Consider the following 23,966-nt stretch of genomic DNA (forward strand, 5'->3'; position numbering starts at 1 on the left):
TGCGATTCCCGGTGACACCGTCCAATCGCAACACGCTCTGGCACAACGCGATAATGGCTCCAGGCGGGTCGATCCATGTCCACCACTCTCGTCGGCAAGCGCATCCTTCTGATCATCGGCGGCGGCATCGCAGCCTATAAGGGCCTCGAACTGATCCGCCGCCTGCGCGAGCGCGGTGCCGATGTGCGGGCGATCCTGACCAAGGCCGGCGAAGCCTTCGTCACCCCGCTCTCCGTCTCCGCCCTCACCGGCGACAAGGTCTATACCGACCTGTTCTCGCTGACGGACGAGGCCGAGATGGGGCATATCGAGATGTCGCGCGATGCCGATCTGCTGGTGGTGGCGCCGGCGACGGCCGATCTCCTCGCCAAGATGGCGCAGGGGCTCGCCAATGATCTTGCTTCCACCACGCTTCTAGCGACCGACAAGAGCGTGCTGGTCGCCCCGGCCATGAATGTGCGCATGTGGCTGCATCCGGCGACCCAGCGCAACATCGCCCAACTGCGCGAGGACGGCGTGCTCTTCGTCGGCCCGAATGACGGGGAGATGGCTTGCGGCGAATACGGGCCGGGCCGCCTGGCCGAACCCCTGGAGATCGTCGCTGCGATCGAGAAGGCGCTGGCGGGGCCGACCTTCATTCCGCTGCCGGGCTCGGTACGCGCCGATACGCGCCTGTTGCCGGCCCTGCCGCTCGCCGGCAAGCATGTGCTGGTGACGGCCGGGCCGACGCATGAGCCGATCGATCCCGTGCGCTACATCGCCAACCGTTCGTCCGGCAAGCAGGGCTATGCCATTGCCGCAGCGGCCCTGGCCGCGGGAGCGCGCGTCACCCTGGTCTCCGGGCCGGTTGCGCTGCTGCCGCCGCCCGGGGTGAACCTGGTGCCGGTGGAAACGGCGCGCGAAATGCTGGACGCCGTCAGCACCGCGCTGCCGGCCGACATCGCCATCTTTGCGGCGGCGGTGGCCGATTGGCGCGTGGCCGATGCCGGTGCCCAGAAGATCAAGAAGGGCGCCGAGGCCACGCCGAGCTTTTCGCTGGTGGAAAATCCCGACATCCTCGCCACCATTGCAAAGGACAAGGCGAACCGGCCGTCCCTGGTCGTCGGTTTCGCGGCGGAGACCGAGCACGTCGTCGAGCATGCCAAGGCCAAGCTCGCCCGCAAGGGCTGCGATCTCATCGTCGCCAACGACGTCTCGCCGGAGAGCGGCGTGATGGGCGGGGACCGCAATCGCGTCCATCTGGTCTCGGCCTCGGGCGTCGAGACATGGCCCGATATGGACAAGGATGCGGTCGCCCGGGCGCTGGTGGCCCGCTTTGGCGAATTGGCCGGCGCGCCGATCGCCTGATCGCCTTTTTCCTCCACGTGCTCGCAGATTTTTTCCCCGAATGCCGGTTCCGTTCGATTGGATTGCCGATGGCGGACATCGGCACACAGCCTCTAGGATTGCCATGACCCTGACCATTCCCGTCAAGAGACTCGCCCATGCCGGTGACCTGCCGCTGCCCGCCTATCAGAGCGAGGGGGCGGCGGGTCTCGACCTGCCGGCAGCGCTGGGCCCTGGGGAAACCCTGGTTCTTGCACCGATGATGCGTGCTCTGGTGCCGACCGGGCTGGTTTTCCAAATTCCACAGGGCTATGAAGGACAAGTGCGCCCACGTTCCGGATTGGCTGTGAAAAGCGGAATTACCGTTTTGAACGCGCCCGGTACGATAGACGCCGATTATCGCGGTGAGATTAAAGTCGCCCTGATCAATCTGAGTGTAGAATCCTTCGCCATCACCCATGGCATGCGAATCGCCCAGTTGGTCATTGCGCCGGTGACGTTGTCTGTCCTGGTCGAAACGGCGGAAGTCGATTCGACCGCTCGTGGCAGCGGCGGCTTCGGTTCGACGGGCACCACAACCTAAAGCGTTTTGCGGTTCGAGAAAATCACTCGAATCACAAAGACGCGTCGAACAAGAAGTCAGAGCAAATGGGCGTTCAGTCATGAACGCTCTTTGCTCTGAAATAGGACCGTATCAGGGGGTCGACATGCAATTGCTTTCGCGCCGTTCCTTGCTTGGCCTCGCCGCCGTGGTGGATATCGCCCACCATTCGAGGCCTACGCCGGTCGCCGCCAAGGCTCTTGCCTCCCGGCATGCCTTGCCGCCGCGCCATCTGGAAACCTTGCTGCAGACCCTGGTGCGCCACAACATCCTCAAGGGCGTGCGCGGTCCCAGGGGCGGCTATGAACTGGCGCGCGAGAGGCGACGCATCAGCGTCGGCGACATCGTGCGCGCCGCGATGACCGATGCCGCCGGCGAGGAGGATCCCGCGCCGGTCTCGACCCTGGTCGACCAGGTCATCGCGCCGGCGGTCAACCAGGCCTCGCAATCCTTCCTGGCCGAACTCGACCAGATCACCGTCGAGGATCTGTGCCGGGATGCCGAGCGAAAGCACGTCTTCGGCGGCACACCGGCCAATATCGACTTCGCGATCTGAAGATTTCGTCATCTAAAGAACATTAAATATCTGTAATTCAATATTAACCTCGACATTTTCGTGGATTAATGTTGAATTCCAGCCGCTTTCAATCAAGGACGTTCCCCATGGCGAATGCCAATCATGTGCCCGGCCGCGGCCGCATCTACCAGTCGATCACCGAGACCATCGGTGATACCCCGCTGGTGCAGCTCAACCGGCTGGCCAAGGCCAAGAACGTCAAGGCGCGCATCCTCGCCAAGCTCGAATTCTTCAATCCGATCGCCAGCGTCAAGGACCGCATCGGCGTCAGCATGATCGATGCGCTCGAGAAGTCGGGCCATCTCAAGCCCGATACCGTGCTGGTCGAGCCGACCTCCGGCAATACCGGCATCGCTCTCGCCTTCGTCGCCGCTGCCCGCGGCTATCGCCTGATCCTGGTCATGCCGGAATCGATGTCGATCGAGCGCCGCAAGATGCTGGCTTTGCTCGGTGCCGAACTCGTTCTCACCCCGGCTGCCCAGGGTATGCGCGGCGCGGTCGCCAAGGCCGAGGAGATCGTCAAGGAATTGCCGAGCGCCATCATTCCCCAGCAGTTCCGCAATCCCGCCAATCCCGAGATCCATCGCCTCACCACGGCCGAGGAAATCTGGAACGACACCAAGGGTGACATCGACTATTTCGTCTCGGGCGTGGGCACCGGCGGCACCATCACCGGCGTCGGCCAGGTCCTGAAGCCGCGCAAGCCCGATCTCAAGATCGTCGCCGTGGAGCCGGAGGATTCGCCGGTGCTGTCGGGCGGCCAGCCCGGCCCGCACAAGATCCAGGGCATCGGCGCAGGCTTCGTGCCGGATGTGCTCGACCGCTCCGTGATCGACGACATCATCACCGTCGGCAACCAGACCTCGTTCGACACCGCCCGCCTGCTCGCCCGCATCGAGGGCATTCCCTGCGGCATCTCCTCCGGCGCGGCCGTTGCTGCCGCCCTGGAACTGGCGGCCCGCCCCGGCATGGACAACAAGTCCATCGTGGTGATCGTGCCGTCCTTCGCCGAGCGCTACATTTCCAGCGCCCTGTTCGAAGGGCTGTAATTGTCCCTGCATTCGGGCAGAGATGCCCCTTGTCATGCAAAAACCCCGACCATTTGGCCGGGGTTTTCTTATGAACGATCGCTTTTCATATCGGGCGGCGATCAGATCCAGCTGTCGTCGCTGCCGCCGGAATCGTCTGAATCATAGTCGCCATCATCGTCATCGTCATTCGAATCGTAACTGGCGTCGCGCACATTGTCGTCGTTGTCGCGGCCCTTGTCGGCGCTTTCGTTGATGATGGTCTCGTTGATGGTGGTGTTGCCTTCGCCCCAGGGGGCCGAACTGCCGCCACCGAACAGGCCGCCACCGCCACCGAACATCGAGCGCACGCCCTCGAACAGCAAGGCGCCGCCGGCGACACCGGCCGCCGTCTGCAAGGCACCCTGCAGGAAGCCGCCGCCACGCGCGGGCTGCTCGGCCTGCTGCGGAGGCACCTGGCCCGGCTGGGCCTGGTTGCGCTGGCCACCGAAGCCTTGCAGGGCCGAGCCGGCGCGCTCGAGGATGGATTGCGGCTGTGCGGGCTGCTGAGGCGCCTGCGGAGCTTGCTGGGCGGCCGTTTCGGCGGCCTGTACCTTAGCATGCGCCTCGCGCAGGGCGTGATCCTGCACCAGCACCGTCTGCACCAGCGCATAGGCTGCGCCCGGCGAACGGGCCATCTCGGCGGCGATGGCGGCTTCCGCCTCGTTGTCGCGCCCGGTGGGGGCGGAACTGCGCAGGCGATTGAACAGGTCCTCGATGAGGGCTTTTTCGTTGGGGGTCATCCTGACTCTCCTTCGCGGCTGCTTCCTGAGGGGGTAGGCCGCAACGCCTCCCATGTGGGTGCTGCACTTCAATCGGACAAGAACCGGCCAGAATTGGGGCGCGTTACAAAGGAGTAATGCCCCGGAGCGCGGACATCCTGTCCGCTCTTGAAACGATATGCTGCCAGGAAATTCGTTTGCCTTCGGCTTTTGCAGCGAAAAACGGGCGTCGTCCTATCCTGATATCTGATTGTTTCAAGAGCGGACAGGATGTCCGCGCTCCGGGCCTCAATGCGCCTCTTCCCAATTGCCGGCGGCCCGCGCTTCGACCTGCAGCGGCACCTTGAGTTGCAGGGCCGGGAGGGCCGCATGCTCCATCACCTGGGAGACCACGGGCAACGTGGCCTCGACTTCCTCCTCCGGTGCCTCGAAGACGAGTTCGTCATGCACTTGGAGCAGCATCTTGGCCGAGAGGCCGGCCTTGAGGAGGGCGGCGTCCATACGGCTCATGGCGCGGCGGATGATGTCGGCGGCCGAGCCCTGGATCGGCGCATTGATGGATTGCCGCTCGACGAAGGCCCGCTCGGAAGGGTTCTTCGATTCGATTGCCGGAAAATGCATCTTGCGGCCGAAGACGGTCTCGACATAGCCGTTCGCGCGGCATTCGGCCTTCATCCGGTCCATGTAATCGCGAATGCCGGGGAAGCGCTCGAAATATTTCTTGATATAGGCGCTGGCTTCCTCGCGCGGGATCGAGAGCTGGTTGGCGAGGCCGAAGGCGGAAATGCCGTAGATGATGCCGAAATTGATGGCCTTGGCGCGTCGCCGCACTTGGGGATCCATGCCTTGCACCGGCACGCCGAACATTTCGGAGGCCGTCATGGCGTGAATGTCGACGCCATCCTCGAAAGCCTTGGTCAGCTGCGGGATTTCGGCGACATGGGCGAGCACGCGCAGTTCGATCTGCGAATAGTCGGCCGAGATCAGCTTGGCGCCGGGGGCGGCGATGAAGGCCGAGCGAATCTTGCGGCCTTCCTCGGTGCGCACCGGGATGTTCTGCAGATTGGGCTCGGAGGAGGACAGGCGCCCCGTGGTGGTTGCCGCCAGGGAGTAGGAGGTGTGCACCCGGCCGGATTTCGGGTTCACATAGGTGGGCAGCGCGTCGGTATAGGTCGATTTGAGCTTGGTGAGCTGGCGCCAGGCCACGATGCGGCGCGGCAGTTCCAGGCCCTGGTCGGCCAGGTCCTCCAGGACCTGGGCCGAGGTCGCCCATTGGCCTGTTGGGGTCTTCTTGCCGCCGGGCAGGCCCATCTTGCCGAACAGGATGTCGCCGAGCTGCTTGGGCGAGCCGACATTGAAATTCTCGCCGGCAAGCTCGTGGATCTCGGCCTCGAGCCGGGCGGCGCTCTGGGCGAATTCACCCGACAGGCGCGCCAGGATCTGGCGGTCGATCATGATGCCGCGCGATTCCATCTTGGCGAGCACGGCGACGAGCGGGCGCTCCAGCGTCTCGTAGATGGTGACCAGGCCTTCGGCGACCAGGCGGGCCTTGAGCAGCAGCCACAGGCGCAGCGTGACGTCGGCATCCTCGGCGGCATAGGCGGTGGCGCGCTCGATGGTGACCTGGTCGAAGCCGATCAGCGACTTGCCGGAACCGCAGACCTCGGAAAAGGCGATCGGCTTGTGGCCGAAATGGCGTGACGAGAGTTCGTCCATGCCGTGATTGCCGCGCCCGCCATCGACGACATAGGACATCAGCATGGTGTCGTCATAGGGCGCGACCCTGACGTTCTCCTCGCCCATCACCAGCGTGTCGTATTTGAGGTTCTGGCCGATCTTCAAGACGCCGGGGTCTTCGAGCAGGCCCTTGAGCCGCTTCAGCGCCTCCGGCACATCGACCTGGCCGGCCATCATGCCGCCGCCGAACAGGTCTGCCTTGTCGCGATGGCGCAACGGCACATAGCAGGCCTTGCCCGGCTCGACCGACAGGGAGAAGCCGACGAGATCGGCCTGCAGCGCGTCGAGCGAGGTGGTTTCGGTGTCGAAGGCGACATAGCCGAGCTCACGGGCCCTGCTGATCCAGCCATCGAGCGCTTCCAGGCTGGCGACGGTTTCATAGGAGCCGGCTTCGAAGGGGATGGCCGCGAGCCTGGCCTTGACGCTCTCCACCACGGCGGAGGGCGTGCCGGCCCCGGTGGCAACCGCCGGAGCAGGAACGGCGCCGTCGGCGCTCGGCCTGGGCGCCGGCGTGCGGGCCGGGGCGGGCGAGAAATCGCTGTCGGGGATCTTCAGGGCCTCGTCGGCCGGGATATCGGCGACGTCGAGGCCGGCATCCTCGGCGATGCGACGGGTCAAAGTTGAGAATTCCATCGCCTTCAGGAAGGCGATGGCGCCCTTGGCATCGAGCCCGGGGGCGATCAGGTCCTCGATCGGCGTTTCCAGGGTGACGTCGGTGACCAGCTTGACCAGTTCGCGCGAGATGCGGGCGAGCTTGACGTTTTCGGGATCGGTCAGGCTCTCGCGGCGCTTGGGCTGCTTGATCTCGCCGGCCCGGGCGAGAAGCCCTTCGAGGTCGCCATATTCGTTGATCAGCTGCGCCGCCGTCTTGACGCCGATGCCGGGCACGCCGGGGACATTGTCGGTGGAATCGCCGGCCAGGGCTTGCACATCCACCACCTTGTCCGGCGTCACGCCGAACTTTTCGAGCACTTCGGGCTCGGCGATCAGGCGCTCGGGGCGCGAGCCCTTGGCCTTCTGGTCGCCCGAAGCGGGATCGAACATCACCACGCCCGGCCGGATCAACTGCATCAGATCCTTGTCGGCGGAAACGATGGTGACGTCGGCGCCGGCCTTGACGGCGATGTCGCAATAGGTGGCGATCAGGTCGTCCGCCTCGTAGCGCGTCTGTTCCACCGGCTTCAGGCCGAAGGCGCGCACGGCGACGCGCATCAGCGGGAACTGCGGCACCAGCTCTTCCGGCGGTGGCGGCCGGTGGCCCTTATAGGGCGGGTAGATCTCTTTGCGGAAGGAATCTTCCGACTTGTCGAAGATGATGCCGAGATGGGTGGGCTGCTTGCCCATCACCCCTTCCTTGATCATCTTGTGCAGCACGTTGCAGAACAGGCGCACCGCACCTGTCGGCAGGCGGTCGGAGCGGTAATTGTAGCGGGCGTCCTGGTTGATCGACTGGAAATAGGCCCGGAAGATGAAGGACGAACCGTCGACCAGGAAGACGTGGTCGCCCTTTCCGGGGGCGCGCGGAGCAGAAGTCATCGTGGCCTCGTCTTCGGTCTGTTCAGGACTGATTCTTGGAGCGCGATCATACAGGCTCGCATCGAGAAGGCGAGCATGGGAGCATAGATCGGAGCACGGACTTCCAGTCCGCTCTTTCTGTCCGTAAGCGTCGCGCGTGATAGAAAAGCAGGAGCGGATATCGCGACATGCAGGCATGTCGCCGAGAAGTCCGCGCTCCGATCATTGCGCCCTTTCGGGCAAGTATCTACATTTGCCCCATGGCATTCTCATCGCAAGAGCTGGAGCGCTACGCCCGGCATGTCGTCATGCACGAGGTCGGCGGCGCCGGGCAGCAGGCCCTGTCGCGGGCCCGCATCCTGGTGGTCGGTGCCGGCGGGCTCGGCGCGCCCGTGCTGCTCTATCTGGCGGCGGCAGGCGTTGGCACGCTCGGCATCGTCGATGACGATACCGTCTCGCTCTCCAATCTGCAGCGCCAGATCATCCATGCCACGCCCGATATCGGCCGGCCCAAGGTCGAGACGGCCAGCGAGGCGATCGCAAGGCTCAACCCGCATGTCACGGTGGTTCCGCATGCCCTGCGCATCGATCCTGCCAATGCGGCGGAGCTGATCGCCGCCTATGACCTGGTGATCGACGGCTCGGACAATTTCGACACCCGCTATGCCGTCTCCGATGCCTGCTTCCATGGCCGCAAGCCGCTGATCATGGGCGCGCTCGGCGTATTCGACGCCATGCTGACCACATTGCGACCCTTCGAGACCAATGCCGAGGGTGAACCCAATCCGACCTGGCGCTGCCTCTTCCCGCAGAAGCCGCCGCCGGGGACCATTCCGAGCTGCTCGGAGGCCGGCGTGCTCGGCGCGCTCGCCGGCGTTGCAGGCTCGATGATGGCGCTGGAGGCGATCCGCGAGATCGTCGGCTTCGGTACCGGCCTCACCGGCCGCCTGATCCACCTCGATGCGCGCGACATGCGTTTCGGCGAGACCCTCTATGGCTGGGATCCCGACAATCCGCTGAATGGCAGGGCGGCGCCAGCAACGGGCGAAACGGCGATGGCCATTCCCGGCTGAGTGTGTCATGTCTCGCTGCCATGACCGAACAGCGATCCTATAGCCGCGTCTTTCTGCGCGCCCTCAATCTCGAAGCCCATATCGGCTATTACGAGCATGAGAAGGGCGTGACCCAGCCCCTGGTCGTCGATGTCGAGTTGACTTTGGCCGAAGCCCGTTTCGGCGACGACGATATCGAGGGCACGATCGACTATGACAAGATCGCCGCCATCGGGCGGGACCTGGCCGCCGGCCATGTCGACCTGCTGGAGACGTTCGCCGAGCGGCTGGCGCAGCGCTGCCTCGCCTTCGACCGCGCTGCTGCGGTGCGCGTGCATGTCGAAAAGCCGCGCGCCGTGCCGGGCGCCATGGCCGGTGTCGAGATCCTGCGCCTCAAATAGCCGGCTAGTCGGCCTTGGGCCGCGATACCCATCCGACTCGATTACAATTTGGCAAGGCTGGGTTCCCACGCCGGGCGCCTCCCTCTATTTTGCCCGCGATTGTTCAATCGGGTTGAGATTCCACATGGAAAAAATGATCGAGCGCTGCCTCGTCGCCTCGCGCTGGGTGCTGGCGCCCTTCTATATCGGGCTGGTCATCGCCTTGTTCGTCGTCCTGCTGAAATTCGGGCAGGAACTGCTCCATTATGTCGTGGGCGCCTATGGCTTCACGACCGAGGAAACGGTGATCGGCGTGCTGGAGCTGGTCGATCTGGCCCTGCTCGGCAGCCTGATCCTGATCGTCATCTTCTCGGGCTATGAGAATTTCGTCTCGAAGATCGATGGTACCGAACATCTGTCCTGGCCGTCCTGGATGACCAAGGTCGATTTCGCCGGCCTCAAGCTCAAGCTGCTGGCCTCGATCGTGCTGATCTCCGCCATCCAGCTCCTGAAGGGCTTCATGCAGATCGAGAAGCTGACCGACCGCGACCTCTACTGGCTGGTCGGCATCCACATGGTGTTCATGATCTCGGGCGTATTGCTGGCCTTTTCCGACCTGCTGCAGGCCAAGGCGGGCCATCCCGACGACTGACGTCGTCTCGCCCCGGGCACCGCCCGTTTCCTTGCGTGCGGCGCCGTGGACCTATGGCGCCGCGATGACCTGGCTGCAGGCGGCGGGCAGATCGCTCAGAGTGAGCTGGCGCGGCGGGTGCGGAGGCTTGGGGCGCGGCTTGGGATGCAGCACCGCATCCGAGAACCAGTAATCGAGTTCCTTGCCGCAGCCCTCGTCGCCTGTCGGCGGCTTTTGCGGCGTGCAGGTCGGGCTGCCGCGCGGGCAGGTGATGCGGACATGGAAATGATAGTCGTGCCCATACATCGGGCGCACCTTGCCGAGCCAGGAGCGGTCGCCGGTGGCGTCGCGGCACATCGCCTTCTTGATGGCGGCGTTGACGAAGATGCGTTCGACCGCCGGATCCTGGGCGGCGGCGCGCACGATGCCCATCTGGCCGGCGGTCCAGGCGCGCGAGACGTCGAGCCGGTCCGGGCGTACCATCATCACGGCACTCTTGGTCTCACGCTCGGCGACGCTCAGCCGGCGGTTCGGCATGGGGGTCAGCCAGATGTCGGCGTCGAGGCCGATCTGATGCGAGGCATGGCCCGTCAGCATCGGGCCGCCGCGCGGCTGCGCCATGTCGCCGATCAGGATGCCGGGCCAGCCCGCCACGGTCGGGGCCTTGGCCGCGAGATTCTTCACCACCCGGATGACGGCAGCATTGCCCCAGGCGCGATTGCGTGAGGGGCGCATGACCTGCCAGGTCGGTCCATCGGCCGGCAGTTCCACGCCGTTCGACAGGCAGCCCTTGGCGTAGAAGCCGATGGAGCCGAGGCCGATATTGGCCGCTGTTTCGGCGCGGCCGAAGAGCTGCTTGGCGGGGGTGGCGGCCGTCACCGCGCCGAGCGGCGGCAGTTTGTAGCCGGGCGGGGTAATGTCTTGCGACAGGGCCGGCGTATGGCTCGCCAGGGTCAGCAGCGCCGCCGCCGGCAGGGCAGCCTTGAACGACGGAAAGATCCTGGCGAAACGGCGCATGCATGCTCCCGCAAAGTGATTCGTGACGCCATCCTATCCTGTCTTTGCCGGAACGGCAGCATCGGGCGGCGCGGCCAGGGTTTCGGCGGGGCCGCCGGTGGACGGAAACCGAAAATTAACCATGTTCGATTCATGCTTTGTTCGGTTCCGGGTGGACTCGCATCCTGTGCAAAAGCGCATGGCGAATAAGGGCCCGGTACGGCCAATGTCAGCGAACCGCATCGAGGAACCTGTCATGCCTGCCCTGCATCTGAGCGCGAAATTCCGCTGGATCGCCGTTGCCTTCACGCTCTTCGCCGCCACGCTCTGCCAGCTGGCCCCGGCTTCCGCCGGCGTCGTGGCCAAGGTCGATATCGCCAGGCAGCGCATGACCGTGATCGTGGACGGCAATGTCGAGGCGGTCTGGGCCGTGTCGACGGCACGGCGCGGCTACTATACCCCGCGCGGCGTCTACCGTCCCAAGCTGCTCAAGCGCATGCACTACTCGAAGAAATACGACAATTCGCCGATGCCCTATTCGGTGTTCTTCAAGGGCGGCTATGCGGTGCATGGCACCTATTCGGTCAAGCAGCTCGGCCGTGCCGCCTCCCATGGCTGCATCCGGCTGGCGCCATCCCACGCAGCGGCCCTCTACCAGCTCATCCGGCACCGAGGCATGTCGGATACGCGCGTGGTGATCGGCTAGCCCGCGGATTTCACCGGGCGAGGCCGGTAATAGCCACGAATCTGCATATCAGCCGTGCACATTCGCGCGAGAAGCCGTTCCGCTCCTTGACGCTGGGCCGGTGCATTCCTAGCTTGAGGGCAACGGATATTTGCATGGCGATTCCGCCATTCCCGCTGTGGAGATTCTCGAAATGGGTGCCAACACGATCAAGGTCACGGATGCCTCCTTCGCCAATGACGTGCTGAATTCGGCCGAGCCGGTCGTCGTCGATTTCTGGGCCGAATGGTGCGGCCCTTGCCGCATGATCGCGCCCGCCCTCGACGAGATCGCCACCGAGATGGCCGGCAAGGTCAAGATCGCCAAGCTGAACGTCGACGAGAACCCGCAGATCGCCTCGCAGTTCCGGGTGATGTCGATCCCGATGCTGATCGTCTTCAAGGACGGCAAGCCCGTCGCCCAGAAGGTCGGGGCCGCTCCCAAGGGCGAGCTGTCGCGCTGGGTTTCGGCTTCGGCGGCCTGAGGCGAGAATTCGCTTCACCCTCTGTTCTGTGAATGAAGGCGGCCTCAGGGCCGCCTTTTTCATGCGGTCAGCGTCGCCGCCCGCAGGGCGTCCGCATCGCCGATCCTCAAGCCGGCAGCCTCGATGGCCTGCCGGGCCCGCGCCACCAATTCGGCATTGTCCCGGGCGAGCGTGCCGTCGGGACGATGGAGGTTGTTCTCGAAGCCGACACGGGCGTGCCCGCCCAGCAGGGCTGCGGCGGTGACGCAGGCCGCCTCCTGGGGTCCGAAGGCGCACAGGCTCCAGGGATCGAAGCGTGGCATGTCCTCGGCGAGGAAGGGCAGGAGATCGGCGGGGCGTGACGTCTGGTCCGTCGTATAGCGGCCGAGCACATAAAGCACTGGCAGCTTCTCGTAGGGGATGAGGCCGCGCCGCTGCAGGTCGGCAAGGCGCCTGGCTTCGTCCGGCGTGTAGAGGATGATCTGCGGCATGGCGCCGATCAGCCTGAGAAAAAGCAGCAATTCGGCAAAGGCGGCTTCCTCGCCGGCATCGGGCACCAGTTCGCGCAGGGCGAGCGATACCGCTTCCGGCCGCGTTTCGCGGATGACGGCCCGTTGGTCCGCCGGCGAATAGAGGCCGAGCGCCTCCGAGGTGACCTGCACCACGAGATCCTTGCCCGTCGCGGCGGCAATCGCGGCGATGACGGCGCGATAGGCCTCGGCATCGAGCAGATGGCTGCCGTCCCTACGCCGGACATGGACATGAATCATGGCCGCGCCGGCCTCCAGGCAGCCCGCCGCCGTCTGCGCCAGGGCGGAGGTCGTCATCGGCAGGGCGGGATGATCCGCCTTGGTCCGCCGGCCGCCATTGGGGGCGACGGCAATGAAACGCGGGGCGCAATCCAGCGTAGCCGACAAAATCCGTCTCCGAATGAGGATTCATTTGTATCAATATTATAGCATATGATACGTTTGTTTCAATAATCCCTCCGATGGAGCGCAGGGCATGAACGGGCTTGTGGATCTCGACGGCTTGGCCGCGGAGATCGTCAGAGGCTTCGACGCGATGCCGGCGCAGATCAGGGCCGCTGCCCGTTATGTGCTGGAGAATCCGCGCGATGTCGCCCTTTTGTCGATGCGGGAACAGGCGCGTCGCGCCGGCGTGCAGCCGGCGACCATGATGCGTCTCGCCCGGCAATTGGGCTTTGACGGTTACGAGGCCCTGCGGGAACTGCATGCCGACACATTGCGGGAGGCGCAGACGGGCTTCGCAGGCAAGGCGGGAGACCACCTCACCCGGCAGGAGCGCGGTGGCGACGAAGACCTGGCCGCAGCCATGCTCGGTATGCTCGGCGCCCAGCTTGGCGGGCTTGCGGCAGCCAGGCCGCTTGCCGCATTCGCCGGTGCCGCGCAGGCTCTTGCTTCGGCCCGCCGCATCCATTGCCTCGGTCTCAGGGCGAGCCATCCCGTTGCCTGGCACCTGCATTATGCGCTCACCCTGATCGGTAGGCCCAGCGTGCTGCTCGACGGGATCGCCGCCATCGGGGCCGACGCCCTCGTCGATGCCGCTCCGGGCGAGGTGATGGTGGCCGTCAGCCTGCAGCCTTATACGCGCCTAACCCTCGAACTCGCCGAGCATGCCGCTTCGCGCGGGCTGTCCATCCTCGCCATCACCGACAGCGAGGTGGCGCCTCTGGCCAGGATCTCCCGCCATCATCTCGTCGTGCCGACGGCCAGCCCCTCCTTCCTGCATGCCGTGACGCCGGCCTTTGCCGCGGCCGAGGTGCTGGCTGCGCTGGTGGCGGGCCATGACGGCGAGGCGGCGCTCGCCGCCCTGCGGCGCGCGGATGCGCATCTGGCCGCCCTCGGCACCCATCTGACCCGACGTCCGCAGCCGAAACTCCCGGGAACCTCGCCATGAGCCATCTGCTCCATCGTGCTGCCAACGCCGTCATGCCGGTCGCCGTCGGTGGGCATGGCATCGAGCTGATCGATGCCGCCGGCAAGCGCTATATCGATGCTTCCGGCGGTGCCGCCGTCTCCTGCCTCGGCCATGGCCACCCGGCCGTGCTGGAAGCCCTGCACCGGCAGCTCGATAGGCTTGCCTATGCCCATACCTCCTTCTTCACCACCGATGTCGCCGAACGGCTGGCGGATTGCCTGATCGCCCATGCGCCGGCCGGGTTGGAACGGGCCTATCTCGTCAGTGGCGGCTCGGAGGCGGTCGAGGCGGCCCTGAAGATGGCGCGGCAATATTTCGTCGAGAAGGGGCAGCCGCGGCGCCGGCATGTGATCGCCCGGCGCCAGAGCTTTCACGGCAATACGCTGGCGGCCCTCGCCGCCGGAGGCAATCAGTGGCGCAGGGCCCAGTTCCAGCCGCTGCTGATCGAGACCCACCATATCGATCCCTGCTTCGCCTATCGCTTCCAGGCGCCGGGCGAGAGCGACGAAACCTATGCGGCGCGGGCCGCCCAGGCCCTCGAGGACAAGATTCTCGAATTGGGGCCGGACGAGGTCATCGCCTTCCTGGCCGAGACGGTGGTCGGCGCCACGGCAGGCGCGGTGCCGCCCGTCGCCGGCTACTTCACCCGCATCCGCGAGATCTGCGACCGCTATGGTGTCCTGCTCATCCTCGACGAAGTGATGTGCGGCATGGGGCGCACGGGCACACTGCATGCCTGCGAACAGGAGGGGGTGGCGCCCGACCTCATGACCATCGCCAAGGGCCTCGGCGGCGGCTACCAGCCGATCGGCGCCGTCCTGCTCAGCGGCGCCATTTTCGAGGCCTTCGCCGGAGGCTCAGGCTTTTTCCAGCACGGCCATACCTATATGGGCCATGCCATGGCCGCCGCGGCCGCCCTGGCCGTGCAGGAGACAATCGCGCGCGATAATCTTCTCACCAATGTCGCAGCCATGGGCGATCGCCTGCAGGAACGGCTGGAACAGCGTTTCGCCAACCATGCCCATATCGGCGACATCCGGGGACGCGGCTTGTTCCGCGCCGTCGAGTTCGTCGCCGATCGCAACAGCAAGCAACCCTTCGACCCGGCGCTGAAATTCCATGCCGCCGTCAAGCGCGAGGCCATGGCGCGGGGGCTGATGGTCTATCCGATGGGCGGCACGATCGACGGCGTCGAGGGCGACCATGTGCTGCTGGCGCCGCCCTTCATCATCGAGCGCAGCCAGGTCGATGCCGTGGTCGAGCGCCTGGGCGATGCCGTCGAGGCCGCCTTGGCCGGGTTGCCGGCGGCAGGGGCCTGACCATCTTCCCGGCCGTGCCGAAGGCCAAGGAGACAAAGCTCTATCGACGCAGGCCGGAATCCCGTCTAGCAATGAAGCCTTCGGAGCCGTGCGCTGCCGACAGGAGGGGAAAGCGGCCCACGCCGAGAAGGCCGGCAGTCCGGAGAAAACCGGGGTGACTGGGGCCTGATTCGCTCGCCCCCGTTTGAATCAGGCCATGAACTTCAAGGAAATCGGCGCGGCGTTCCGGCCTCGGGGGGCGGAAACCGCGCCATTCAGAGGAGGAGCCTATGCACCGCGTCCGTCCGGTGACCGTCACCGGTCTTGTCGTCGCACTGACCTTCGCACCCCTTGCCGGGGCCAACGCCGCTTCGCCGGCGCCGGTGGAGGCCGAGCACGGCATGGTCGTCACCACCCAGCGCCTGGCCACCCAGGCCGGCGTGGATGTCCTCAAGAAGGGCGGCAATGCCATCGATGCCGCCGTGGCTGTTGGCTACACCCTGGCCGTGGTCTGGCCGGAAGCCGGCAATATCGGCGGCGGCGGCTTCATGACCATCCGCACCAAGGACGGCAAGTCGACCTTCATCGATTTCCGCGAGCGGGCGCCCAACGCTGCCACCAAGAACATGTATCTCGACGGCAAGGGCAATCCGGTGAAGGGCGCCTCCACGGACGGCTATCTCGCCGTCGGCGTGCCCGGCTCGGTGGCCGGCTTCGAATATGCCCGCGAAAAATACGGCTCGCTGCCGCGCAAGGATTTGATGGAAGCCGCCATCCGCTATGCCAAGGATGGCTATGTGCTCGGCCAAGGTGACGTCGCCTCCGTCAAGGAGAATGCCGACTGGCTCAAGCGCGACCCGAACGCGGCCAAGATCTTCCTCAAGGCCGACGGCACGCCCAATGCGGTTGGCGACACCTTCAAGCAGCCCGATCTCGCCGCCTCGCTCTCTGCCATCGCCGAGAAGGGCCAGGACGCCTTCTACAAGGGCGCGATCGCCGATGCCATTGTCAAGGCTTCCGCCGCCAAAGGCGGTATCCTGAAGAAGGAGGATTTCGAGCAGTACAAGGTTCGCGAGCTCGAGCCGGTGAAGTGCAACTATCGCGGCTACGACATCATCTCCTCGCCCCCGCCGAGCTCCGGCGGCGTGATCATCTGCGAGATCCTCAACGTGCTGGAGGGCTATCCGCTCTCCTATCTCGGCGCCGATTCGGCCAACACCGTACATCTGATGGTGGAGGCGATGCGCTATGCCTATGTCGACCGCAATTCCAGCCTGGGCGATCCCGATTTCGTCAAGAACCCTGTCCCGCACCTCCTCGACAAGAACTACGCCGCCGAGATCCGGGCGAAGATCAATCCCTACAAGGCCGGCGTCTCCGAGGAGCTGATGCCCAAGGGCATGGGCGAGTCCAAGGAAACCACGCATTATTCGATCATCGACAATGACGGCAATGCCGTCGCCGTCACCTACACGCTCAACGGCTCCTATGGCGCCGGCGTGGTGGCGGAGGGTACCGGCATCCTGCTCAACAACGAGATGGACGATTTCACCGCCAAGCCCGGTGTGCCCAATCTCTACGGCCTGGTGCAGGGCGAGGCCAATGCCATCGAACCCAAGAAGACGCCGCTGTCCTCGATGAGCCCCACCGTGGTCACCAAGGACGGCAAGCCCTTCATGGTGATCGGCAGCCCCGGCGGTTCGCGCATCATCACCATCACGCTGCAGGCCATCCTCAACGTGATCGACCATGGCCTCGATATCCAGGAAGCCGTCGACGCGCCGCGCATCCACCATCAATGGCTGCCCGACCAGATCTATACCGAGCCCCAGGCGCTCTCGCCGGACACCGTCAAGCTGCTGGTCGAGATGGGATATAAGGTTGACGAAGGCGATCCAGCCTGGCCGGTCTGGGGCAAGGCGGCCGGCATCCTGGTCGGCGGCAAGGATCTCGCCACCATCAAGAAGGGCGACGGCGCCCGCTACAACGGCGCCATGGACAGCCGCGTCGAGTCAGGCCTGGCGGCCGGCTATTGAGGCTGTCTCTCTACCTGAAAAGACCGTGACATTTGTCATTGCCGGGCTCGACCCGGCAATCCAGTCCGGCTTTCGGGAGAACTCGACATCTGGATGCCCGGGTCAAGCCCGGGCATGACAAGGATCGGTGTTTATTGGATTCAGGCCTGCTTCTCTGCTTCGGCCGCCACCGGCTTCGGGCCGCCGCGGGCGACACCGACCATGGCCGGGCGCAGCACGCGCGAGCCGATCGAATAGCCGACCTGCACCACCTGGGCCACGGTGCCGTTGGGCACGGAGGGATCGGGCACCTCGAACATCGCCTGATGGAAGTTGGGATCGAAGCGTTCGCCCTTGGGGTCGAGCTTCTTGACGCCGTGTTTTTCGAGCGAGCGCAGCATTTCCTTTTCGGTGAGCTCGACGCCCTGCATCAAGGCTTTGACGGCATCGTCGCTCTCGCGTGCTTCTGCGGGGACGCTCGCCAGGGCACGTTCCATATTGTCGGCGACGCCGAGCATGTCGCCGGCGAATTTGGCGATGGCATATTGACGCGCATCGTTGAGCTCGCGCTCGCCGCGGCGGCGGACATTCTCGACCTCGGCCAGGGTGCGCAGCAGGCGATCCTTCAGCTCGGCATTCTCGGCCTGCAGCTTGCTGAGGACCTCGAAGGCTTCGTCGTTCGCCGCGGTCTGGTCGGCGCCGGCCTGTTCGCCACCAGCCTGGCCCGTGCTGTCGGCCGTCGGCGCCGCCGTGGCGGCCGCCTCGGCCGCAGGGCGGGTCTCGGTTTCGGCTGCGGGTTTGGTCTTGCTGGTCATTTCACCTTTTCCAACTCATGTTCGGCCGGGATATCAGCGTCCTGGCCGATAAAATCAAGGGTTGATGCTGCGAGCAACCTCAATCCGCCCATTTTGAGTCAACGCCGATGGCGCTCGACCAGCGCCAGGGCGGCGGCGAAGGCGCTCTCGACATCGAGGGCGGTGGTGTCGAGAACATGGGCGTCGGGCGCCGGCTTCAGGGGGGCATCGGCGCGGCCGGCGTCGCGGGCATCGCGCTTGCGGATATCGGCGAGCACCGATTCGAAAGGGGGGGCATCACCGCGCTTCTCGAGCTCGAGATGGCGCCGGCGTGCCCGGATCTCGGCATCGGCTGTGACGAAGATCTTCACCTCGGCGCCGGGCGCGATCACCGTGCCGATGTCGCGGCCGTCAAGCACGGCCCCACCACGCTGATGGGCGAAGCGCCGCTGCAGATCGAGCAGGGCCTTGCGCACCTTGGGGTGGGCGGCGACCACGGAGGCCGCTTCGCCCATTTCCCGGCCGCGCAGCCGGGACTCGTCGAGGCTGGCGACGTCGAGCCCGTCGGCGATCTCGGCGGTGGCGTCCGCATCCTCGAGATCGAGGCCACCATCGATGGCGGCCCGCCCGACGGCGCGATAGAGCAGGCCGGTGTCGAGATGGGGCAGGCCGAGATGGGCGGCGAGGCGCTTGGCCAGGGTACCCTTTCCGGAGGCGGCGGGGCCATCAATGGCGATGATCATGACGAGGCACCAGGATTACACATCAGCGGGAGTAAGGCGGTGTTTCCGCCGGCAGGGTGACGACCGCGGGCCGGAGCGTGGGGCGGCCTTGCAGCACGATACGGTGTCCGGAACCCTCGGGTGATGTGGCGACAGCCGCCCCGAAAAGCGGGAGCAGGTACCCGGCCGCCTCCCCGGCCCCTCGCGGTGCGATGACGCTGGTCTCGCCGGGCGCGTTGAGGCCGGCGAGCAGCACGGCCGAGGTTATCAGATCCGGCGTTACCGGTGACGAGGTGTCGCCATCGGGCACGCGCCAGAGGATCGGCACCGCGTCGACGGCGCCGCGTAGGGTCAGGGGCAGGCGCGTGCCCTCGGCCGAGGTGACGATCTCGGCGCCCATCCGCATCAGGGGCGCCAAGGCAGGCGTTATGGCACAGGCCCGCACTGCGGGCTCACCATCGAAACTGGCCGTGACGCCATGGCCTGCGACAACGCCCATCATCAGGACTGCGGCTGCCAGGGATCCTCCCAAATCGAGGCTACCTTCCGGGGAGAGCAGGCCGCCGACCCCGACGCCGTGAATGCGCCAGCTTCCCGCTCCGGCGCGCTCGATCGCCGCACCCAGCCTGCGGCAGGATTCGGCCGTTGCCAGGATGCCATCGCTTTCGGGAAGGGTCTCGATGCGCGTCTCGCCCACGCTGAGGAGGCCGAGGATGATGGTAAGCAGACGGGCCGTATCGTCGCACGTCACCCGGGTCGCCTGAGCCGGCCCGGAGGACCGGCGCGCGGGAAGCGGAGCGGCTTGGGGGGGCGATGCGAGCAAGGAACGGCTCCGGACGGGCGGAAGAAATTTGCGGCAAGGCAGAATGCCGGTGGCGGGACTCTTGCTCCCGCATGGGCGAACCTCCCAGTCCACCCGGCCACACGCCCTAGCATGGATGGCCCGGAGGGCAAAGCCGGTGGTGGGAGGAAATCTTGATTCAACCCCTTGCCAGATCGCGAAAAAACGCCATCTTTGCGATTCTGATTGACATGGGGGCTTCTAGTCTGTAGCGGCCTCGCACTTCGATTTCCGACATAAGGTACACGCCGTGGCCAGACCCGAACTTGGCACGAAACGCGTCTGTCCGACGACTGGGCGCAAATTCTACGATTTGAACAAGGATCCGATCATCTCGCCCTATACCGGCCAGGTGGTCGCCATTGCAGCACCGCTCCTGCGCGGTGGCCGTCCCGACGCGGTCGCTCCGCGCCCCGCCGATCAGACCGAGGACGACAACGATCTCGATCAGAACACGGACGCCGAACTGATCAGCCTCGAAGAAGCCGATGACGAGACGAGTGCCGCCAAGGCCGTGGTCGGCGACGACGACATCGATGTCGAGGATGATCCGGGCTCCGATGACACCTTCCTCGAGGAAGACGAGGACGAGAATGACGACGTCACCGATCTGATCGGCGACGGCATCGAGGACGACGAGGAAAGCTGAGGCTCGCAACGAGCCCCTTCAGGGACGCGGAACCCGCCCGGAGCCGCGTCTTTTCCCCAATTGAAAGATTTTACAAAATTTCTTCACAAGACGTCTTGCATCGGGCCGCGAAACGTGACAAACGAGCGGCCCGTCGGCGGTGACGCCGAGGGACACCGAAGCAGCTCCCAGGCCGCTTCGCAAAAGTGGGGTCATAGCTCAGCTGGGAGAGCGCTACAATGGCATTGTAGAGGTCGGCGGTTCGATCCCGCCTGGCTCCACCACTTCCTCCCGGTCTTCAATGACAGAAGTCCGGTTCCACCAAGCCCGCCGGCATCGAGCGGGCTTTTTTATTGCGCGACGAAAGCATCCCGAAGGATTACATTGCCTGTGTCCTGGCGAACGCCTAGGGTTCGAGGGCATTCCGTTCGGTTATCTCGCATGCCGGTGGATCATCTCAGCTCGACTGCTGCTTGCCGAGGCCGCTTTGTCCGGTGTTTCGTAGGCGATAGCCCGGATGAGCGGGATCAGTGAAGATGACCGAGGCAAGAGATGCCAAGCAAAGGGAGATAAAGCATGCGCTTTTCACTCAAGGCCTTGTTCGCTGCCGTCATGATGCTCGGCGGACTGGCTGTCACCTCGACGCCGTCTTCGGCGCTGCCGGTGGCGCCGGTCGAGCGGGCGGCCCCCACGGCGAACACCCTGGAAGGCACGGCCCAGGCCCAGCAGGTCCAGTATTACTACTACCGGCCGCGCTACTACCGCCCCCGCTACTACCGACCCTACCGGTACTACCGCCCCTATCGGCGCTATTATCGGCCGCGCTACTATTACCGGCCCTATTATCACCGCCGGTACTATTACGGCTATTGAGCCCATGGGCTTCGTCGTCGGGGGGCCCGCTCGCCGGGCCTCCCGATTCGATACGGAACCATGACCCGATCCATGCGTTCTCACCCGGGACCAGCAAGGTCCCGCCTTGGTGCCATAGCGCCTTGCGAAACCGGCGTGCCTGCCGGCATTCGCAGGAATATGCCGTCAGCGGGCATGCTTGGCGCCAAGCCTGACAAGGGGGTGCAGTATGGAGAATCCGCAAGTGGGTTGGATCGGAGCCATCATCATCGGTGGCCTCGCGGGGTGGCTGGCCGAAATGTTCATGAAGAGCAATATGGGCGTCCTCATGAACATCATCCTCGGCATCGTCGGTGCGGCCGTTGCCAATCTGGTGTTGGGTATGTTTAACGTGGTGCTCGGTGGCTGGATTGGTTATCTCATCGCCGGATTTATCGGAGCCTGCATCCTGATCGCGCTCGGAAGAATGCTGAAACGGTCCGCCTGAGGCGTCGGCGGCTGGCGCTCGGCTGTCACGGGGAACCGGTGCGGGGCACGGCCCAGCCAGCGAACGCTGCTGGAGAACCCGGCCGGGCCGTGGCAGGGCGAGAGAGAAGCCCGATGCCCGGCCATGCTATCTTTGGCTTGTGACAGTTTCGCAACAAGCGTGGCGGCGACGCCCGGCTTCAAAGGCTGCCGGCTTGCGCCATGAAGTGGTCGAGCTCGATGAAGCCAGCACTCCCTTCCATCGGCCCCTGCACGGTCACGGTGTGGGCGCCGGCGGCATTGGCATAGCGCAGGGCCTCCGCAACCGGCTTGCCGAACCGGCGCGCCACCAGAAATGTCGCGCCAAAGCAGTCGCCCGCACCGGTCGGGTCGATTTCGGTCACCGCAAAGCCGGGCATGTCGGTGCGGCCCTCCCGGCTGAAATGGCTGGCTCCGCCGGCGCCGCGTTTCAGCACGATCTCCTTGACGCCCGCCGCCAGCAAGCCCGCCACCGCCTTGTCCTCGTCGCTCTCGCCGGAGAACAGCGACAACTCCTCGCCTGAGGGCAGGAAGAGATCGGTTGCTGCCAGCACGGTATGGAAGATCGCCTTGCTGCCGTCCCGCAGCGTCTCACGCCGGATGTTGGGGTCGAAGGAGACGGTGCCGCCGCGTGCCTTGAGCCCCGGCAGGGTCTTCAGGATCATGTCGGCGACCGCCGGCACCGGCAGTCCGGATCCCATGATGTGGAGATGGCCCGCTTCGGCGAGCACCGCCTCGGCCTCGGGCGTGGCGGCGATGCGTCCGGCGGCGCTGTCGCGCATGTTGTAGACGAAGGCACGGCCGCCATCCGGCCGGTAGCGCACGAAGGCGCTGCCGGTGGCCGCTCCCGCATGCACGGCCACGGCAGAGACGTCGACACCGTCGCGCCGCAGGCGCTCGAGGTTCAGCGTGCCGAAATCGTCATCGCCCACGGCCGAGACGATCGCGGCGGGATGGCCGAGCTTGCCGACCTGGTCGATGAAGATCGCCGGCGCGCCGCTCGGAAAAGGACCGACCAGGGGTTGCGGCTCCAGGAAGCCGTTGCCGGTGGTGGTCGCCATGATCTCCACCAGGATCTCGCCGATGGTGACGATCTTGCCTGCAAGCATGGGAGGTTCCTCGATATCTGAGAAAAGGGGAGCGAGCCTGGGGCCTAAAGCAAAGCGCGTTTAGACGGAAACGCTGCATTGCTTTAGCTCTTTGATTGGACGCGTCTTTGCGATTCTTGGTGATTCCACCAAATCGCAAAACGCTTTAGCTCTGGAACAGCGTGATCGGCTGTTCACTGGCATAGATCGCGCTCTCGTCGATGGAGAACATGCTCTGGTGCATCAGGAGGGCCCCGCCAAGGGCGGGGCCCTCGACGCCGAGGCCGGAAACTTCGATACGCGGCAGCGGAAAGCCCTCGAGCAGTTCGCGCTGCATGGCCTTGCTGACCTCGGTGGCGACATGGGGGAAGACCGCTGCGACAGAGCCGCCGAGGATGATCAGGCCGGGGTTGAGCACGCTGGTGACCTGGATCAGGCCGGCGGCGAGACGCTCGCCCCAGACCCGTGCCGTGGCGGTCGCCGCCTCTTCTCTCCGCACAAGACCTTGTAGCAGCCTGTCGAGATCGGCTTCGCCGCCCCGGGTGCGATAGAAGCCGAGGATGGCGTCCTTGCCGATATAGCTTTCCAGATGGCCCGGCTTGGAGCGGCCGGCCGGGGCACTGTCGCCGCCGAGCACGATCTGGCCGAATTCACCGGCAAAGCCCGCCGAGCCGCGCAACAGGCGGCCGCCGATGACGATGCCGCCGCCGGCACCGTTCTCGATCAGCAGGAAGGCAACGGTCTCCGAGCGATGCGTGGTGTCGCGATAGGTCTCGGCGATGGCGAAGGCATTGGCGTCGTTCTCGATCGAAATGGCGGGATCGAGCGAGGGGAAACGCCGGTTCAATCGATCGGTGACCATCTCCTTCAGCCTCACGTCGCGCCAGCCGAGCATGAGCCCGTTGATCACGGTGCCGTCCGAGGCGAGCAGGGCCGGCAGGGTGACGCACAGGCCGCGCAGGCGCTCGGGCCGGTCGAGGCTGTCGATGGCTTGCGCGATGAGCGCCACCATGCGGTCGATGCCGGCCTCCGGGGTTTCGCGATAGGTCGGGAAGGGCAAGGTGAGGCGCAAGATCTCCTGGGCCAGCATGTCGATGACGACGACGGTGAGCCGGTCGACGCCGATCTCCGCACCCAGGAAGCTGGCGCCGGCAGGATCGATCTGCACCCGGATGCCGGGGCGGCCGGTCTTGCCGGCATTCTCGCTGCGCGGTTCGTCGCGGCGCTCGACCGCAAGGCCCTCCGTCATCAGGCCGGTGATGATATTGCCGGTGGTCGAACGGTTGAGGCCGAGCGCCCGGGCGAGGTCGGCCCGGCTCATGCCGGCGTCGCGGAACAGGGCATTGAGAGCCCTGATTTCATTGAGATGACGGACGGTTTGCGGCGTTGCCAAGATGGGGAGATCCGCTCGGAGGGGAGGGGGAGACTACAATGTCTTGCGACTCGATGGAATCGTCAAACCACGCAAAGACGCGTCGAAACAACGTGTTAG

General features: G+C 65.4%; 24 protein-coding genes and 1 tRNA gene. 16 read left to right on the forward strand and 9 right to left on the reverse strand.

Going from position 1 to position 23,966, the window contains the following annotated elements:
• Positions 1-75 precede the first annotated feature (75 nt).
• The 4 genes from coaBC (at position 76) to cysK (ending at position 3,553) form a co-directional block, all read left to right on the forward strand.
• Positions 76-1,347: a bifunctional phosphopantothenoylcysteine decarboxylase/phosphopantothenate--cysteine ligase CoaBC gene (coaBC, locus tag BA190_RS22645; RefSeq protein ID WP_068292670.1), complete on the forward strand. Its 1,272-nt coding sequence runs from the start codon at positions 76-78 to the stop codon at positions 1,345-1,347.
• Positions 1,348-1,450: 103 nt separating this feature from the next.
• The gene (gene dut / locus BA190_RS22650) at positions 1,451-1,909 is read left to right on the forward strand and encodes a dUTP diphosphatase (RefSeq protein WP_082979966.1); all 459 of its coding nucleotides are present in this window, start codon (positions 1,451-1,453) and stop codon (positions 1,907-1,909) included.
• Between the two features lie 124 nt (positions 1,910-2,033).
• Positions 2,034-2,483: an Rrf2 family transcriptional regulator gene (locus BA190_RS22655; RefSeq protein ID WP_068292671.1), complete on the forward strand. Its 450-nt coding sequence runs from the start codon at positions 2,034-2,036 to the stop codon at positions 2,481-2,483.
• Positions 2,484-2,590: 107 nt separating this feature from the next.
• Positions 2,591-3,553, forward strand: a complete 963-nt coding sequence (cysK, locus tag BA190_RS22660; RefSeq protein WP_068292673.1) for a cysteine synthase A — start codon at positions 2,591-2,593, stop codon at positions 3,551-3,553.
• A 101-nt stretch (positions 3,554-3,654) separates the two neighbouring features.
• Here cysK and BA190_RS22665 read toward each other — a convergent pair whose 3' ends face one another.
• A complete protein-coding gene (locus BA190_RS22665) occupies positions 3,655-4,314 on the reverse strand; it encodes a DUF2076 domain-containing protein (protein WP_068292676.1) in 660 nt (219 codons plus the stop codon).
• A gap of 267 nt (positions 4,315-4,581) precedes the next feature.
• Positions 4,582-7,566 carry a DNA polymerase I gene (polA, locus tag BA190_RS22670; protein ID WP_068292679.1) on the reverse strand — a complete coding sequence of 995 codons (2,985 nt, stop codon included), beginning with the start codon at positions 7,564-7,566 and terminating at the stop codon, positions 4,582-4,584.
• 239 nt (positions 7,567-7,805) lie between these two features.
• Between polA and BA190_RS22675 the strand changes: the two genes are divergently transcribed.
• The 3 genes from BA190_RS22675 (at position 7,806) to BA190_RS22685 (ending at position 9,629) form a co-directional block, all read left to right on the forward strand.
• Positions 7,806-8,618: a molybdopterin-synthase adenylyltransferase MoeB gene (locus BA190_RS22675; protein ID WP_068292682.1), complete on the forward strand. Its 813-nt coding sequence runs from the start codon at positions 7,806-7,808 to the stop codon at positions 8,616-8,618.
• A gap of 20 nt (positions 8,619-8,638) precedes the next feature.
• Positions 8,639-8,998, forward strand: a complete 360-nt coding sequence (folB, locus tag BA190_RS22680) for a dihydroneopterin aldolase (RefSeq protein WP_068292684.1) — start codon at positions 8,639-8,641, stop codon at positions 8,996-8,998.
• A 124-nt stretch (positions 8,999-9,122) separates the two neighbouring features.
• On the forward strand, positions 9,123-9,629 hold the full coding sequence (locus tag BA190_RS22685) for a TIGR00645 family protein (RefSeq protein ID WP_068292686.1): 507 nt from the start codon (positions 9,123-9,125) through the stop codon (positions 9,627-9,629).
• 51 nt (positions 9,630-9,680) lie between these two features.
• Here the strand turns inward: BA190_RS22685 and mepA are convergent, their stop codons facing one another.
• On the reverse strand, positions 9,681-10,625 hold the full coding sequence (gene mepA / locus BA190_RS22690; RefSeq protein ID WP_068292689.1) for a penicillin-insensitive murein endopeptidase: 945 nt from the start codon (positions 10,623-10,625) through the stop codon (positions 9,681-9,683).
• 235 nt (positions 10,626-10,860) lie between these two features.
• Between mepA and BA190_RS22695 the strand changes: the two genes are divergently transcribed.
• Both BA190_RS22695 and trxA read left to right on the forward strand, forming a co-directional pair.
• Positions 10,861-11,310: a L,D-transpeptidase gene (locus BA190_RS22695; RefSeq protein ID WP_082979989.1), complete on the forward strand. Its 450-nt coding sequence runs from the start codon at positions 10,861-10,863 to the stop codon at positions 11,308-11,310.
• 172 nt (positions 11,311-11,482) lie between these two features.
• Entirely contained in the window at positions 11,483-11,812 is a 330-nt protein-coding gene (gene trxA / locus BA190_RS22700) for a thioredoxin (RefSeq protein WP_068292695.1), read from the forward strand.
• A gap of 59 nt (positions 11,813-11,871) precedes the next feature.
• Here the strand turns inward: trxA and BA190_RS22705 are convergent, their stop codons facing one another.
• Complete coding sequence (locus BA190_RS22705) at positions 11,872-12,708, reverse strand: 3-keto-5-aminohexanoate cleavage protein (RefSeq protein WP_371260373.1); 837 nt, start codon at positions 12,706-12,708, stop codon at positions 11,872-11,874.
• A gap of 100 nt (positions 12,709-12,808) precedes the next feature.
• Between BA190_RS22705 and BA190_RS22710 the strand changes: the two genes are divergently transcribed.
• From BA190_RS22710 to ggt, 3 genes are all read left to right on the forward strand, one after another.
• Positions 12,809-13,711, forward strand: coding sequence for a MurR/RpiR family transcriptional regulator (locus BA190_RS22710; RefSeq protein ID WP_068293117.1), 903 nt, complete (start codon positions 12,809-12,811; stop codon positions 13,709-13,711).
• Positions 13,708-15,051, forward strand: coding sequence for an aspartate aminotransferase family protein (locus tag BA190_RS22715; protein WP_068292704.1), 1,344 nt, complete (start codon positions 13,708-13,710; stop codon positions 15,049-15,051). The genes BA190_RS22710 and BA190_RS22715 overlap by 4 nt, the downstream gene beginning before the upstream one ends.
• 269 nt (positions 15,052-15,320) lie before the next feature.
• On the forward strand, positions 15,321-17,066 hold the full coding sequence (gene ggt, locus BA190_RS22720) for a gamma-glutamyltransferase (protein WP_068292707.1): 1,746 nt from the start codon (positions 15,321-15,323) through the stop codon (positions 17,064-17,066).
• A gap of 140 nt (positions 17,067-17,206) precedes the next feature.
• Here ggt and grpE read toward each other — a convergent pair whose 3' ends face one another.
• From grpE to BA190_RS22735, 3 genes are all read right to left on the reverse strand, one after another.
• Positions 17,207-17,860, reverse strand: coding sequence for a nucleotide exchange factor GrpE (gene grpE / locus BA190_RS22725; RefSeq protein WP_068292709.1), 654 nt, complete (start codon positions 17,858-17,860; stop codon positions 17,207-17,209).
• 98 nt (positions 17,861-17,958) lie between these two features.
• On the reverse strand, positions 17,959-18,582 hold the full coding sequence (cmk, locus tag BA190_RS22730) for a (d)CMP kinase (RefSeq protein ID WP_068292712.1): 624 nt from the start codon (positions 18,580-18,582) through the stop codon (positions 17,959-17,961).
• A gap of 22 nt (positions 18,583-18,604) precedes the next feature.
• On the reverse strand, positions 18,605-19,312 hold the full coding sequence (locus BA190_RS22735) for a hypothetical protein (protein WP_068292715.1): 708 nt from the start codon (positions 19,310-19,312) through the stop codon (positions 18,605-18,607).
• 340 nt (positions 19,313-19,652) lie between these two features.
• Between BA190_RS22735 and BA190_RS22740 the strand changes: the two genes are divergently transcribed.
• From BA190_RS22740 to BA190_RS22755, 4 genes are all read left to right on the forward strand, one after another.
• A complete protein-coding gene (locus BA190_RS22740) occupies positions 19,653-20,051 on the forward strand; it encodes a TIGR02300 family protein (RefSeq protein WP_068292718.1) in 399 nt (132 codons plus the stop codon).
• A gap of 187 nt (positions 20,052-20,238) precedes the next feature.
• Positions 20,239-20,314 (forward strand) — tRNA-Ala (locus BA190_RS22745).
• Between the two features lie 292 nt (positions 20,315-20,606).
• On the forward strand, positions 20,607-20,903 hold the full coding sequence (locus BA190_RS22750; RefSeq protein WP_082979969.1) for a hypothetical protein: 297 nt from the start codon (positions 20,607-20,609) through the stop codon (positions 20,901-20,903).
• 208 nt (positions 20,904-21,111) lie between these two features.
• Positions 21,112-21,369 (forward strand): GlsB/YeaQ/YmgE family stress response membrane protein, encoded by a 258-nt coding sequence (locus tag BA190_RS22755; RefSeq protein WP_068292723.1) that lies wholly within the window; start codon positions 21,112-21,114, stop codon positions 21,367-21,369.
• Between the two features lie 178 nt (positions 21,370-21,547).
• Here BA190_RS22755 and BA190_RS22760 read toward each other — a convergent pair whose 3' ends face one another.
• Positions 21,548-22,495, reverse strand: coding sequence for a sugar kinase (locus BA190_RS22760; protein WP_082979970.1), 948 nt, complete (start codon positions 22,493-22,495; stop codon positions 21,548-21,550).
• Positions 22,496-22,640: 145 nt separating this feature from the next.
• On the reverse strand, positions 22,641-23,867 hold the full coding sequence (locus tag BA190_RS22765; RefSeq protein ID WP_068292729.1) for an ROK family transcriptional regulator: 1,227 nt from the start codon (positions 23,865-23,867) through the stop codon (positions 22,641-22,643).
• Between the last annotated feature and the right edge of the window lie 99 nt (positions 23,868-23,966).

Source organism: Labrys sp. WJW (assembly GCF_001676615.1).
GTDB classification, from domain to species: domain Bacteria; phylum Pseudomonadota; class Alphaproteobacteria; order Rhizobiales; family Labraceae; genus Labrys; species Labrys sedimenti.